The following is a 14,580-nucleotide window of genomic DNA, read 5'->3' on the forward strand; positions in this document are numbered from 1 at the left end:
GCGGAAACACACTTAAGTGATTCCGTGAAGTCGGCGCCTATTGAGGGAGAAACGAAATGGGCTTCAGCGGTTTCGATATCGCGATTATGGTTCTTGTTGCACTTGTCGTACTGGTGCTTTTCAAGGGTATCCGGACAATCCCGCAAGGCTACAATTATACGGTTGAGCGTTTCGGCCGCTATACCAAGACATTGTCCCCCGGCCTCAACCTCATCGTGCCGTTCGTCGACCGTGTCGGCGCCAAGATGAATATGATGGAACAGGTGCTCGACGTACCGAGCCAGGAGATCATCACCCGCGACAACGCCATCGTCGGCGTCGACGGCATCGCCTTCTTCCAGATCCTCAATGCGGCGCAGGCGGCCTACCAGGTCTCCGGCCTGCAGAACGCCATCCTCAACCTGACGATGACCAACATCCGCACCGTCATGGGCTCGATGGACCTCGACGAATTGCTGTCGAACCGCGACGCCATCAACGAACGCCTGCTGCGCGTCGTCGACGAAGCCGCGCACCCGTGGGGCATCAAGATCACCCGCGTCGAGATCAAGGATATCAACCCGCCGGCCAATCTGATCGAATCGATGGGTCGGCAGATGACGGCAGAGCGCAACAAGCGCGCGCAAATCCTCGCCGCCGAAGGTCTCAAGCAGTCGCAGATCCTCGAGGCTGAGGGCCGGAAGGAAGCTGCCTTCCGCGACGCCGAGGCTCGCGAACGCTCGGCCGAAGCCGAAGCCCGTGCCACGCAGGTCGTCTCCGACGCCATCTCCCAGGGCGATGTACAGGCGCTCAACTACTTCGTCGCGCTGAAATACACCGAGGCACTGACCAAGATCGGTTCGGCCACCAACAGCAAGGTCGTGCTGATGCCGATGGAGGCCTCGTCGCTGATCGGCACGCTCGGCGGCATTGGCGAGATCGCCAAGGAAGTCTTTCGCAGCGAAGGCACGACCGGCGCGCAGCGGCAGGCCGCCCGCCCGCCGGTGGTCCGCCCGAGCGAGAATTGAGATCGTAGGAGCGCACTCCCATGCTCGATCGCATCATTTCCGAACTCGGTCCGTGGAACTGGATGGTTCTCGGCTTCGTCCTGCTGGTGATGGAAGTCATCGCGCCCGGTATTTTCATGCTGTGGATCGGCATCGCCGCGCTCATCATCGGCGCCGTGTCGCTGCTGATCTGGGATGCAGGTTTCTGGACCTGGCAAATCCAGGTGCTCGCCTTCCTCGCTCTGTCGCTGGTTTCCGCCTATTTCGGCAAGAAGCTGGTGGGCGGTCGCAATGATCCAACCGACCAGCCGCTGCTCAACCGCCGCGGCGCGCAGATGGTCGGCAAGATGGCGACACTTGCCGAGCCGATCAAGGACGGCCGCGGCCGCATCAAGCTCGGCGACACGCTGTGGCGTGTTTCCGGCCCGGATTTGCCGGTCGGCACGCAGGTGCGGGTGACGGGTGCTGCCGACACCGATCTGGAACTGACCGTCGAAGCTGTATGAGTCGACGGTTTAGGGTGTGTTGAGATTCAGGTCAGGCCGGCATCACCTGAAGATCGACAAGCCTAGGCTGCGCCGATGCGCAGCAGGTCATGCAGGTGGACGAGCCCGACCGGGCGTCCGCCCTCGACCACCATCAGGCTGGTGATGGCCGAAGTGTTGATGGTCTGCAGCGCCGTCGCCACCAGGGTGTCCGGGCTCGCCGTCTTCGGCTTCCTGGTCATCACCTGATCGACGCTCATTGCCAAGAGATCGTTGGCGATATGACGGCGGATATCGCCGTCGGTGATGATGCCTATCAGAGCGCCGTCCACGGCCGTAATCGCCACGCAGCCAAACCCCTTGCGCGACAATTCGAGGATCGCGTCCTGCATTCCGGTCCCCGTCGGCACCAGAGGAAGCCTGTCGCCGACATGCATGATCTCGCGGATCTGCGTCAGATTGGCGCCGAGCTGGCCGCCGGGATGGAAGGTGCGGAAATGATCCGGCGTGAAGCCGCGCGCCTCGAGCAGTGCGATGGCCAGCGCATCGCCCATGATCAGCTGAAGCAGCGTCGACGTCGTCGGCGCTAGCCCATGCGGACAGGCTTCAGGCGCCGGCGGCAAGAGCAGCACCACGTCGGCCGCGCGCGCCAGCGCCGATGTCGCGCCGGATGTGACCGCGATCAGCGGGATCGAAAAGCGCCGGGAATAGGCGACGATCCCCATCAATTCCTTGCTCTCGCCGGACCATGACATGGCGATGATGGCATCGTCCTTGGCAATCATGCCGAGATCGCCGTGATTGGCCTCGGCCGGATGGACGAAGAAGGCGGGCGTGCCGGTCGAGGCAAGCGTCGCGGCGATCTTCGAACCGATATGGCCGCTCTTGCCGACGCCGGTGACGATGACGCGGCCATCGGCCCGCGAGACGATGGCGACGGCCCGCGCGAACGGCTCGGCCAGTCCGTCTTCGAGCGCCGCGGCAAGTGCCGCGACACCGGCCTGCTCGGTCGCCACCGTTCTCAGCGCCGAATCGATCGCGGCCTGCCTGTCCGGCTGCTTCTTTTCTGGGGACCCCGCATGCATGCCGATGCGATTAGCGCTTTGCCCCACGCCTGTCCAACAGAAATGGCTGTTAGCGTTCCGATCTCGAACCGCGCGGACTTCGAAATCGTGCCACCAGACCGTGCTGGACGCCACCGCCTCAACCCTCCGTTAACCATCCCCATTTACGGTTCGGTAAGTATGGCGCGCATGCGCAGCGCAAGCAGTGGTGACGATGTCGCGGGCCCAGCCTGGAACGAGAAGAGGTCTAAGGGACACGACCGTCAGCACTCTGCTGCTGGCGGCCAGCGTCCTGGCTTTGCTGCGTCCGATACCGCTCCACGCCCAGGAAACCGAGCTGCGCGGCGAGGTTTCGGAATCGGCGATCCTGGCCGACCAGCAGCGCAAGGCCAGGCAACTGAGCATGGCCAGTTCCCAGGACCAGCAGGCACAAGCGAACGCAGCCGCAACGGACGACGCGCCGGCGGACACCTACCAGCCGGCCAGCCCCGGCGCGGTGCCTGACGACACCAACGCGACAGGCGCGGCCAACAGCATTTTCGATCAGCCCGCTGCCACCGACGACACATCGACCGACGAGGCGGCTCCGGTTAAGCCCCGCCGGCTCTCGACCGCAAGACAGCGTGCCGCCGACCAGGACAAGACCAAGGACGACAAGGCCAAGGCCGCCGACAAGAAGAAGACGAAAAAGACCACTGACGCAACAGCAAGCACAGCCGCCACGGATGACAACGAGACCACCGACGCCGAGCAGGACACCGCCAATCGCCGCGCCCTTACGGTCGACAGCGCCGACAGGCAAAAACTTGACCCTGGCGCCGAACGCACCGGCTCCATCGAAGGGCAGGACAAGAAACCCGAGGACGACCCCTTCGCCGCGACCGGCATCAAGGTCGGCTCCTTCCTCATCAGGCCAACGCTGGAGCAAGGCCTGACGTCGTCGTCCAATGCCGATTCCAGCAGCGGCGGCGCACCGGCGCTGCTTTCCGAAACGGCGCTGCGTTTTTCCGCCGCCTCCGACTGGCACGAGAATTCGGCGCTCATCAACGGCTACGGCAGCTTCCGCAAGACCGTATCCGGCGACGAGGTCTCCGACGCGCAAGGGCGGATCGAGGGAACGCTCAACGTCGATCTCGACAACGAGCTGCGCACCATCGCCAAGCTCGGTTACGAAGCCGTGCCGGAATCGGCCTCCTCGCCGGATGCCATTGCCGGGGTCTCCTCGCAGCCGCTGCGGCAGACCGTCAACGGCAGTCTCGGCATCGAGAAGGATGTCGGCAAGATGCGCTACACGCTGACCGGCGCGGTGACGCACGATTTCTATGGCGACGCCAAGCTTTCAGACGGCACCTCGCTGTCGCAGAAGGACCGCGACTCCACCCTCTACACCGCGACCTTGCGCACCGGTTACGAAATCTCTCCAGCCCTCGTCCCGTTCACCGAGGTCGAGGTCGGGCGCAGGGACTATGATCTGCGCTCAGACAGCAATGGGTTCGAACGCTCCTCGACGCGGCTTGCCGCGCGCGCCGGCCTTGAGCTCGACATGGGCGACAAGCTCTCCGGCGAATTCTCCGCCGGCTGGCTGCGGGAGGCGATCGACGACAATAGCCTGGAAGCGATTTCAGGCCCGACGGTGGATGCCGATCTCAAATGGTCGCCCGAGCGCGGCACCACGATCGGACTGACCGGCCAGACCACCATCGAGGACACCACCACCGCCGCCCAAAGCGGCGACATCCTCTATTCCGGCCGGCTCACCGGCGAACGGCAGATCCGCGCCAATCTGACGGCGAACGCGGCACTCGGCGTCGACTGGCGCGACTATGTCGGCATCGATGGTCATGATTTGGTGCTGAGTGCCGAGAGCAGCCTGACTTGGTGGCTGAACCGCTACGCCGGCCTCACCACCCGGGTCAGGACCGAGAAACTGACCAGCAACCTGCCCGGCCGCGACTACACCGCAAACAGCATCTTCCTTGGCGTGAAGGTGCAGCGGTAACTTAGAGGGCGGCGCCGCGCCGCTCCGACGGCTTCATCTCATCGAGCAAGGTGCGGATGACACCGCGCATGTTCTCATTCATGTCGTTGCGCCACAGGGCGAAGGCGACATTGGCCTCGACGAAGCCTTCCGGCGAACCGCAATCGAAGGTGCGGCCCTGATAGTGGTAGCCGTAGAAGGGTTGCTGCTTTTCCAGCTTCAGCATCGCGTCGGTAAGCTGGATCTCGTTGCCGGCGCCGCGTTCCTGGCCTTCGAGAATGCCGAAAATCTCCGGCTGCAGAATATAGCGGCCGTTGATGAACAGGTTGGACGGCGCGGTGCCCGTCTTCGGCTTCTCGACCATGCCGGTGATGCGGAAGCCGTGATGCGTATCCTCGCCGCGGCCGACGATGCCGTATTTATGCGCCTCGGCCGGATCGCATTCCTGCACCGCGATGATGTTGTTGCCGGTCTCGGCGTAGAGCTCGACCATGTCCTTCATGCAGCTCTTTTCCGACTGCATGATCATGTCGGGCAAAAGCAGCGCGAATGGCTCGTCGCCGACAAGCTCGCGCGCGCACCAGACGGCATGGCCAAGCCCCATCGGCACCTGCTGGCGGGTGAAGCTGGTCTGGCCCGGCGCCGGCTGCAGCCGTTGCAGGCGAGCAAGCTGGTCGTCCTTGCCGCGTTGCGCAAGCGTGTCGTAGAGCTCGAACTGGACGTCGAAGTGGTCCTCGATGACCGCCTTGTTGCGGCCGGTGACGAAGATGAAGTGCTCGATCCCCGCATCGCGCGCCTCGTCGACCACGTATTGGATGACCGGCCGATCGACGACAGTCAGCATTTCCTTCGGGATGGCCTTGGTGGCCGGGAGGAACCGCGTGCCGAGGCCGGCGACCGGGAAGACTGCCTTGCGAACTCTCTTCATGCTGTCAATTATCCGTTTGAGGGCCTGCTCCGCAATCCCGTTCTGACATTTTCGCGCCGGAATCGAGACGCATACAAGAGCAGGACCAAATATTGCATTGCGTAAAGCATCGAGGCGTCTTTTCGTTCCCGACCCCACCTATGGTAAACTAAATGCTAACCGGGTTCGGCGATGAATGATCTTCCTGATATGACGAAGGAGGAAAAGATGTCCGTTCGCAGCACCGCAAAGCGCCTGGCAAGCGCCGTGACGGCGGCCAGCCTCTCGCTTGCCCTGCTGATGCCCGCTGGGCCCGCTTTCGCCGATGCCGGGTTTCGGCAATGGGTTGCCAGCTTCCGCGCCACGGCGGTGCAGAGCGGCGTTTCCGGGGCGCTTTACGACCAGGCCTTCAAGAACATCAACGATATCGACCCGGTGGTGCTGGAGAAGGCCCGTACCCAGCCCGAATTCACCGCTCCTGCCTGGGACTATTTCGACAACCGCGTCCATGACCAGTCAGTTGCCGTCGGCCAGCAGATGGCCAGGAAATGGAAGCCGTGGCTGGACAGGATCGAGGCCAGATTCGGCGTCGACCGCAACATTTTGCTCGCCATCTGGTCGATGGAATCGAATTATGGCGAGATCCTCAAGCGCGACGACATCATGCGCAATGTCATCCGCTCGCTGGCGACGCTCGGCTATGCCGATCCCAGGCGATCGAAATTCGCCCGCACCCAGCTGATCGCGGCGCTGAAGATCCTGCAGAGGGGCGATATCGACGAAAGCCATCTCAGCGGCTCCTGGGCCGGCGCGATGGGTCACACCCAGTTCATACCGACCAGCTATCAGGCCTATGCGGTCGACATGGACGGCAACGGCAAGCGCGACATCTGGAATTCGATTCCAGACGCCCTGGCGACCGCCGCCAACCTGCTCAGGAAGAATGGCTGGCAGGCCGGCAAGACCTGGGGCTATGAGGTCACCTTGCCGGCCGGCAAACTCCCCGGCGGCTCCAAGACGCTGGCGCAATGGCAGGCGCTCGGCGTTGTCAGGGCCAGCGGCAAGCCATTCAAGAACGGCGCCGACAAGGCGACGCTGAAGGTGCCGGACGGTCGCGGCGGGCCGGCCTTCCTGATGGTCAAGAATTTCTCGGTTATCAAAGCCTACAACAACGCCGACAAATACGCGCTCGCCGTCGGCCTTCTTGCCGACGAAATCGCCGGCTATGGCGGTCTGGTGCAGGACTGGAAACGGCCTTTCACCAAGCTCACCTTCGAGGAAAGGCAGGAGCTTCAGCAGCGGCTTTCCGAGCATGGCTACTATGACGGCAAGTTCGACGGCAAGATCGGTGACGGATCGAAAGCCGCCATCCTGGCCTTCCAGGCAAAGACCGGCTTGACCCAGGACGGCTATCCAAGCATGGAAGTGCTCAAATGGCTCCGGCAAAAGTAGAGCTGACTTAGAAACGGGGGAATACTTGGTTTCGGTTGCGCGTATCCGGGTGATCCTTCGCCGCATGCCGATCCTGCTTCTGGCGATCGCCGTCCTGGCTGTCGCTGCAGCCAGCGCCTTTCACACGCCGGCCCTGGCGCAAGAGCAGCAAAATCGCGGCTGGTCGCTACGCGATCTCTTGTTTCCGCGCCGCAGCGAGCGGGTCGAACCACCGCTCGACATCCAGAAGGCGAGGCCGAAGTCCAAGACGAAAAAAAGTCGGCCCCGCCTCCCGGTCGAACCAGTGACGCCTGTCGTGGAAAAGACGCCGGATGCCCGCGTCGTCCTGGTGGTCGGTGATTTCATGGCGAGCGGCCTCGCCGAAGGCCTGGACACCGCCTTTGCCGAGAGCCCCGGCGTCAGGATCGTCGCGCGCAGCAACGGCTCATCCGGTTTCGTGCGCGACGATTTCTACAATTGGCCGGAACAGATCAAATCGCTGATCGAGACCGAAAAACCGGCGGCCGTGGTCGTCATGCTCGGCTCCAACGACCGCCAGCAGATGAAGGTCGGCGACGTGCGCGAGCAGCCGCGATCGGAGAACTGGACCAAGGAATATGAACGCCGGACAGATGCGTTCGGCAGCGCCATCGCCGCCGCCAAGGTGCCGTTCCTGTGGGTCGGCATGCCCGCGTTCCGGGTCTCGAAAATGACCTCCGACATGCTGGCCTTCAACGACATCTACCACTCGGCGGCACAAAAGCATGGCGGTGAATTCGTCGATGTCTGGGACGGTTTCGTCGACGAGAACGGCGCCTTCGTCACCAGCGGCCCCGACATTAACGGCCAGCCGGTGCGCCTGCGCTCCGACGACGGCATCAACGTGTCGAAGGCCGGCAAGCGCAAGCTTGCCTTCTATACTGAAAAGCCTCTGATGAAGATCCTTGGCATCACCGCGCCGGGAGGCGCGGTGACAGCCTCCGCCCCCGCTGGCGCCCCGGTCGAAGCGCCGGCGCCGGCCGCCGCTCCGATCGTGGTCGACCGCACCCCGCCAATGCTGCTTGGCGATCCGGCGCTCGATGGCGGCTCTGAGCTTCTCGGCGCCGCGCCGCCGGTAAAGGGCAACCCGAACTTGCCCGGCGAAAAACTTGTCATCGAAGGCAAGGCGCCCGACGCCTCGCCCGGCCGCGCCGACGATTTCTCCTCGCCACCGAAAATCCAGCCCGCCACGGCTGCCGTCGTGACCGACAAGACGACGGCAATCACTCCTTAGCGGGGCAGAACGCTCGATCCCATGAGCGCCTCGTCGATCGAACGCGCCGCCTGGCGGCCTTCGCGAATAGCCCAGACCACCAGCGACTGGCCGCGGCGCACATCGCCCGCTGCGTAGAGCCTGTCGACGCTGGTCCTGTAATCGAGGTCATTGGCCTCGACATTCCTGGAACGCCGGCTGTCGGTGGCGATCTTCATCTGCCCGTCGAGTTCCGTGACCACGCCAGCGGCTGCAGGCCCGGCAAAGCCGATGGCGATGAAGGCGAGGTCGGCACGGATGACGAATTCGGTGCCGGCGATCGGCTTGCGCTTGTCGTCGACCTCGCAGCACCTGACGCCGGTCAGCTGGCCCTCTTCGCCGATGAATTCGAGTGTCGCCACCTGGAATTCGCGCTCCGCACCCTCGGCCTGGGACGACGAGGTCCGCATCTTGGTCGCCCAATAGGGCCAGACCGCGAGCTTGTCTTCCTTCTCCGGCGGCTGCGGCCGTATGTCGAGCTGGGTGACGCGGACCGCGCCCTGCCGAAAAGCGGTGCCGACGCAGTCGGAGGCGGTGTCGCCGCCGCCGACGACGACGACATGCTGGCCGCTGGCGATGATCGGATGCGAAGGCCAGGCCACCGACTGGATCGGCTCGCCGCCGACGCGCTTGTTCTGCTGCACCAGGTAGGGCATCGCATCGTAGACGCCGCCGAGATCGTCACCGGGGATGCTGGCGGCGCGCGGCGTTTCCGAACCGCCGCAATAGAGTACCGCATCGTACTCGGCGAGCAGTTCGGCCACAGGCTTGTCGACGCCGACATTGACGCCGCAATAGAAGGTCACGCCCTCGCCCTGCATCTGCTCGATGCGGCGGTCGATATAGTGCTTCTCGATCTTGAAGTCGGGAATGCCGTAGCGCATCAGCCCGCCCGGGCGGCTTTCGCGCTCATAGACATGCACGTCGTGACCGGCGCGACCGAGCTGCTGCGCGGCCGCCATGCCAGCCGGCCCCGAGCCGATGACGGCGACGTGCTTGCCGGTCTTCTTCTCCGGCGGATAGGGCCGGATATGACCGGTCTCGTAGGCCTTGTCGGCGATCGCCTGCTCGACGGTCTTGATGGCGACCGGAATGTCCTCGAGGTTCAGCGTGCAGGCTTCCTCGCAGGGTGCCGGACAGATGCGGCCGGTGAACTCCGGGAAATTGTTGGTCGAATGCAGGTTGCGGATCGCATTGTCCCAGTCGCCATTGTAGACGAGGTCGTTCCAGTCCGGGATCTGGTTGTGGATCGGACAGCCGGTCGGCCCGTGGCAGAACGGAATGCCGCAATCCATGCAGCGCGCGGCCTGTTTCTCGACCTCCTTGTCCGACATCGGCAGCGTGAATTCGCGGAAATGCCGGATGCGGTCGGAGGCCGGCTGGTACTTGTGCACCTGCCGGTCGATCTCGAGAAAGCCTGTTACCTTGCCCATAGTCCAGTCCCTGCTGTCCGAAGGCACGCTCGTCGGCGCACCCGTTAACCTCATAAGGCAGCCATGGCAACCTTCAGTCCGAGGTCAGGATTGTTGATGAGGTGTCGGCCGGGAAGCCTTGCTCCCCGGCAACGCCCAAAGCCTATTCCGCCGCCACGCTCATGCGCATGCGCTCCATCTCGATCAGCGCGCGGCGATACTCGACCGGCATGATTTTCCGGAATTTCGGCCGGAAAGCCGTCCAGTTGTCGAGGATTTCGCGACCGCGCACCGAACCCGTAAAGTGGACGTGGTTCGAGATCAGCTGATAGAGCCGCTCTTCGTCGTGGCTGGTCATGTCGCCGGAGACGTCGACGCGGCCCTTGTGGTCGAGGTCGCCGCCATGATGGAGCAGCTTCTCCATCAGATCGTCTTCCTCCGGCACCGGCTCAAGCTCGACCATCGCCATGTTGCAGCGCTCGGCGAAGTCGCCTTCCTCGTCCAGCACATAGGCGACGCCGCCCGACATGCCGGCGGCGAAGTTGCGGCCGGTTTTGCCGATGACGACGACGATGCCGCCGGTCATGTATTCGCAGCCATGGTCGCCGACGCCCTCGACGACGGCGGCAACGCCCGAATTGCGCACGGCAAACCGCTCGCCGGCGACGCCGGCGAAATAGGCCTCGCCCTCGGTCGCGCCGTAGAGCACGGTGTTGCCGACGATGATGGACTCAGCCGCGACAATCTTGGCCTCATCCGGCGGACGGATGACGATGCGGCCGCCCGACAGGCCCTTGCCGACATAGTCGTTGCCGGCGCCGACCAGCTCGAACGAGATGCCGCGCGCCAGGAAGGCGCCGAAGGACTGGCCGGCGGTGCCGGTGAGCTTGACCGAGATCGTGTCCTCGCGCAGGCCCTTGTGCTTGAAGCGCTTGGCCACTTCGCCCGACAGCATCGCGCCCGCCGAACGGTCGACATTGCGGATCGGCAGCTCGATGGTCACCGGCTGCTTGGCTTCCAGCGCCGGCTTCGCCAGCTCGATCAGCTTGCGGTCGAGCACGTCGTCGATCGGGTGCTTTTGCCGCTCGGTCCAGTGCACGGCCTCATGCGGGGCGTCCGGCTTGAAGAACATCTTGCCGAAATCGAGCCCCCGCGCCTTCCAGTGCTGGACCACGTCGCGCTTCTCCAGGAGATCGGTATCGCCGATGATCTGGTCGAGATGGGTGAAGCCCATTTCGGCGAGCAGCCCGCGCACCTCTTCCGCAACATAGAAGAAGAAGTTGATGACGTGCTCGGGCGTGCCCTTGAAGCGCTTGCGCAGCACCGGGTCCTGCGTTGCCACGCCGACCGGGCAGGTGTTGAGGTGGCACTTGCGCATCATGATGCAGCCGGCCGCGATCAGCGGCGCGGTCGAGAAGCCGAACTCGTCGGCGCCGAGCAGCGCGCCGATGATGACGTCGCGCCCCGTGCGCAAACCACCATCGACCTGCAGCGCAACGCGTGAACGCAGGCCGTTGAGCACCAGCGTCTGGTGCGTCTCGGCGAGGCCCATTTCCCACGGGCTGCCGGCATGCTTGAGCGAGGTCAGCGGCGACGCACCGGTGCCGCCGTCATAGCCCGATATGGTAATGTGGTCGGCGCGCGCCTTGGCAACGCCGGCCGCAACCGTACCGACGCCGACTTCCGAGACCAGCTTGACCGAGACGTCGGCCGCCGGGTTGACGTTCTTCAGATCGTAGATCAGCTGCGCCAGATCCTCGATCGAATAGATGTCATGGTGCGGCGGCGGCGAGATCAGGCCGACGCCCGGTGTCGAGTGCCGGACCTTTGCGATGGTCGCGTCGACCTTGTGGCCGGGCAGCTGGCCGCCCTCGCCGGGCTTGGCGCCCTGCGCGACCTTGATCTGCATGACGTCGGAGTTGACCAGATATTCCGCCGTGACGCCGAACCGCCCGGAAGCGACCTGCTTGATCGCCGAGCGTTCCGGGTTCTTGCCGCCGCCGGGCAGCGGCAGATAGCGATCGGCCTCTTCGCCGCCCTCGCCAGTGTTCGACTTGCCGCCAATCTGGTTCATGGCGCGCGCCAGCGTGGTGTGCGCCTCACGCGAGATCGAGCCGAACGACATGGCCCCGGTCGAGAAGCGCTTGACGATATCAGCCGCCGACATCACGTCCTCGAGCGCGACCTTCTTGCGACCGCTCTCTTCCGCCAGCTTGATCTTGAACAGGCCGCGGATGGCTTGCGCCCGCGCGGTCTCGCTGTCGATCTGCGCCGAATACTCCTTGAACGTCTCCCACGAGCCCTGGCGCACGGCATGCTGCAAGGTGGCGACCGCGTCGGGTGACCACATGTGGGCCTCGCCGCGCATGCGGAAGAGATATTCGCCGCCAACCTCCAGATTGTTGCGCAGCACCGGATCGTTGCCGAACCCGTCCGTGTGACGGCTGACAGTCTCGCCAGCAACCTCGTCCAGCCCGACGCCTTCGATCAGCGTCGCCGTGCCGGTGAAATACTTCTCGACGAAGTCAGACTTCAGCCCGATGGCGTCAAAGATCTGCGCGCCGCAATAGGACTGGTAGGTCGAGATGCCCATCTTGGACATCACCTTGAGGATGCCTTTGCCGATCGACTTGATGTAGCGCGAGACGACTTCGTAGGCGTCGACCTCGGCCGGCAGCTCGCCGCGCTTGTGCATGTCGAGCAGCGTGTCGAAGGCGAGATAGGGATTGATCGCCTCGGCGCCATAGCCGGCGAGGCAGCAGAAATGATGCACCTCGCGCGGCTCGCCGGATTCAACAACGAGACCGACCGAAGTGCGCAATCCCTTGCGGATCAGGTGGTGGTGAACCGCGGCCGTGGCGAGAAGCGCCGGGATGGCGATGCGGTCCGGCCCAAGCTGGCGGTCGGACAGGATGATGATGTTGTAGCCGCCGGCAACAGCAGCTTCGGCCCGCTCGCAGAGACGCTCGACAGCGCCCTGCATGCCGGCAGCGCCCTCGCTCGAGCCGTAGGTGATGTCGATCGTCTTGGTGTCGAAACGGTCCTCGGTGTGGCCGATGGAGCGGATCTTTTCGAGATCGCCATTGGTCAGGATCGGCTGGCGCACTTCGAGCCGCTTGCGGCGCGAATTGCCGACCAGGTCGAAGATGTTCGGCCGCGGCCCGATGAAGGAGACCAGGCTCATCACCAGCTCTTCGCGGATCGGATCGATCGGCGGGTTGGTGACCTGGGCGAAGTTCTGCTTGAAATAGGTGTAGAGCAGCTTCGACTTGTCCGACATCGCCGATATCGGCGTGTCGGTGCCCATCGAACCGACCGCTTCCTGGCCGGTGGTGGCCATCGGCGACATCAAAAGCTTGGTGTCTTCCTGGCTGTAGCCGAACGCCTGCTGGCGATCGAGCAGGCTGACATCCTTGCGCAGCGCGCGCGGCTCGACCGGCTTCAAATCTTCCAGGATGAGCTGCGTGTTGGCGAGCCAGCTCTTGTAGGGGTGTTTGGTCGCGATCTCCGACTTGATCTCCTCGTCGGAGATGATGCGGCCCTTTTCCAGGTCAATCAAAAGCATGCGACCCGGCTGCAGCCGCCACTTCTTGACGATCCGCTCCTCCGGCACCGGCAGCACGCCGGCTTCGGAAGCCATGATGACGCGGTCGTCATCGGTGACGATGTAGCGCGCCGGGCGCAAGCCATTGCGGTCGAGCGTGGCGCCGATCTGGCGGCCATCGGTGAACACGACCGCCGCCGGTCCGTCCCACGGCTCCATCAGCGCGGCATGGTATTCGTAGAAGGCCTTGCGGTCTTGATCCATCAGCTTGTTGCCGGCCCAGGCTTCCGGGATCAGCATCATCATGGCGTGGCTGAGGCTGTAGCCGCCCTGGAACAGGAATTCGAGCGCGTTGTCGAAGCACGCGGTGTCGGACTGGCCTTCGTACGAGATCGGCCAAAGCTTCGAGATGTTGTTACCGAACAATTCGGAATCGACCGACGCCTGCCGCGCCGCCATCCAGTTGTTGTTGCCGCGTACGGTGTTGATCTCGCCATTATGCGCGACCATGCGGTAGGGATGCGCCAGCTTCCACGACGGAAAGGTGTTGGTCGAGAATCGCTGGTGGACGAGGATCAGCGCGGTCTCAAAACGCGGATCGATCAGATCCTTGTAATAGGCCCCGACCTGATAGGCCAGGAACATGCCCTTGTAGACGATGGTGCGCGCCGACAGCGACACGCAGTAGGAACCGATGTCCTTGTTGTCGTTCTCCGCGTAGATGCGGCCCGATATGACCTTGCGCAGCAGATAGAGCCGGGCCTCATACTCCTCGTCGTCGGTAATGTCTGCCGTGCGGCCGATGAAGACCTGCCGATGGAACGGCTCGGATGCCACGATGTTAGGAGCCTTCGACAGGGACGAGTTGTCGACGGGCACGTCACGGAACCCGATCAGCGGCAGCCCCTCGGACTGCGCCGATTCGGCGATGATGTCCTCGATATGGGCGCGCAATGCTGCGTCGTGCGGCATGAACCAGTGTCCGACGCCGTACTGACCCGCCGGCGGCAGGTCGATGCCCTGCGCGGCCATCTCCTCGCGGAAGAAACGATCTGGAATCTGCACCAGAACGCCGGCGCCGTCGCCCACCAGCGGATCGGCACCGACGGCGCCGCGATGCGTCAGGTTTTCGAGCATGGCCAGCCCGTCCTTGACGATCTGGTACGACTTCACGCCCTTCATGTTGACGATGAAGCCGACGCCACAGGCGTCGTGCTCGTTGCGCGGATCGTAAAGACCCTGGGCGGCGAAGCCGTTGGCGGTGCGCCCTACGTTGGTCAGGGACGTATTTTTGACGGTAGCCGCTTTCGTCTGCGCGGCCTGGCCGTTGATCGCAGATAGCGTCAATTCCGTCATCGTCCTGTCCTCCGTTCCCAGCCCTTCAGGCGCTGGTTTGCCTCGGGAAGCGCATAGCTTCCCCTTCATCCTTGCTGCACGTCTTGCGAAATCCTTGCCGAACCATGCGGCTTACCGCCCGGTTCG

The 14,580-nt window shown here is 63.9% G+C and carries 9 protein-coding genes; 5 read left to right on the forward strand and 4 right to left on the reverse strand.

The features are described from left to right. Positions 1–56: 56 nt before the first annotated feature. Both AC04SI_RS08855 and AC04SI_RS08860 read left to right on the forward strand, forming a co-directional pair. A complete protein-coding gene (locus AC04SI_RS08855; RefSeq protein WP_404276281.1) occupies positions 57–1,007 on the forward strand; it encodes an SPFH domain-containing protein in 951 nt (316 codons plus the stop codon). 20 nt (positions 1,008–1,027) lie between these two features. Continuing rightward, on the forward strand, positions 1,028–1,492 hold the full coding sequence (locus tag AC04SI_RS08860; protein ID WP_404276283.1) for an NfeD family protein: 465 nt from the start codon (positions 1,028–1,030) through the stop codon (positions 1,490–1,492). 62 nt (positions 1,493–1,554) lie between these two features. On the opposite strand, the gene AC04SI_RS08865 is transcribed toward AC04SI_RS08860, so the two are convergent. Then, a complete protein-coding gene (locus AC04SI_RS08865) occupies positions 1,555–2,556 on the reverse strand; it encodes a KpsF/GutQ family sugar-phosphate isomerase (RefSeq protein WP_404276476.1) in 1,002 nt (333 codons plus the stop codon). A 193-nt stretch (positions 2,557–2,749) separates the two neighbouring features. Between AC04SI_RS08865 and AC04SI_RS08870 the strand changes: the two genes are divergently transcribed. Beyond that, positions 2,750–4,534, forward strand: coding sequence for an outer membrane beta-barrel protein (locus AC04SI_RS08870; protein WP_488474119.1), 1,785 nt, complete (start codon positions 2,750–2,752; stop codon positions 4,532–4,534). A gap of 1 nt (position 4,535) precedes the next feature. Here the strand turns inward: AC04SI_RS08870 and galU are convergent, their stop codons facing one another. Then, positions 4,536–5,441, reverse strand: coding sequence for a UTP--glucose-1-phosphate uridylyltransferase GalU (gene galU, locus AC04SI_RS08875; protein ID WP_404276285.1), 906 nt, complete (start codon positions 5,439–5,441; stop codon positions 4,536–4,538). A gap of 207 nt (positions 5,442–5,648) precedes the next feature. Here galU and AC04SI_RS08880 point away from each other — a divergent pair, with 207 nt between their 5' ends. Both AC04SI_RS08880 and AC04SI_RS08885 read left to right on the forward strand, forming a co-directional pair. Beyond that, positions 5,649–6,872: a lytic murein transglycosylase gene (locus tag AC04SI_RS08880; protein ID WP_404276286.1), complete on the forward strand. Its 1,224-nt coding sequence runs from the start codon at positions 5,649–5,651 to the stop codon at positions 6,870–6,872. Positions 6,873–6,897: 25 nt separating this feature from the next. Continuing rightward, positions 6,898–8,124 (forward strand): SGNH/GDSL hydrolase family protein, encoded by a 1,227-nt coding sequence (locus AC04SI_RS08885; RefSeq protein ID WP_404276288.1) that lies wholly within the window; start codon positions 6,898–6,900, stop codon positions 8,122–8,124. Here the strand turns inward: AC04SI_RS08885 and AC04SI_RS08890 are convergent. Beyond that, complete coding sequence (locus tag AC04SI_RS08890) at positions 8,121–9,575, reverse strand: glutamate synthase subunit beta (RefSeq protein WP_404276290.1); 1,455 nt, start codon at positions 9,573–9,575, stop codon at positions 8,121–8,123. The genes AC04SI_RS08885 and AC04SI_RS08890 overlap by 4 nt on opposite strands. Before the next feature lie 142 nt (positions 9,576–9,717). Then, positions 9,718–14,454: a glutamate synthase large subunit gene (gene gltB, locus AC04SI_RS08895; RefSeq protein ID WP_404276291.1), complete on the reverse strand. Its 4,737-nt coding sequence runs from the start codon at positions 14,452–14,454 to the stop codon at positions 9,718–9,720. Positions 14,455–14,580: the final 126 nt, after the last annotated feature.

The sequence above is a fragment of the Mesorhizobium sp. CNPSo 4689 genome (genome assembly GCF_057784325.1).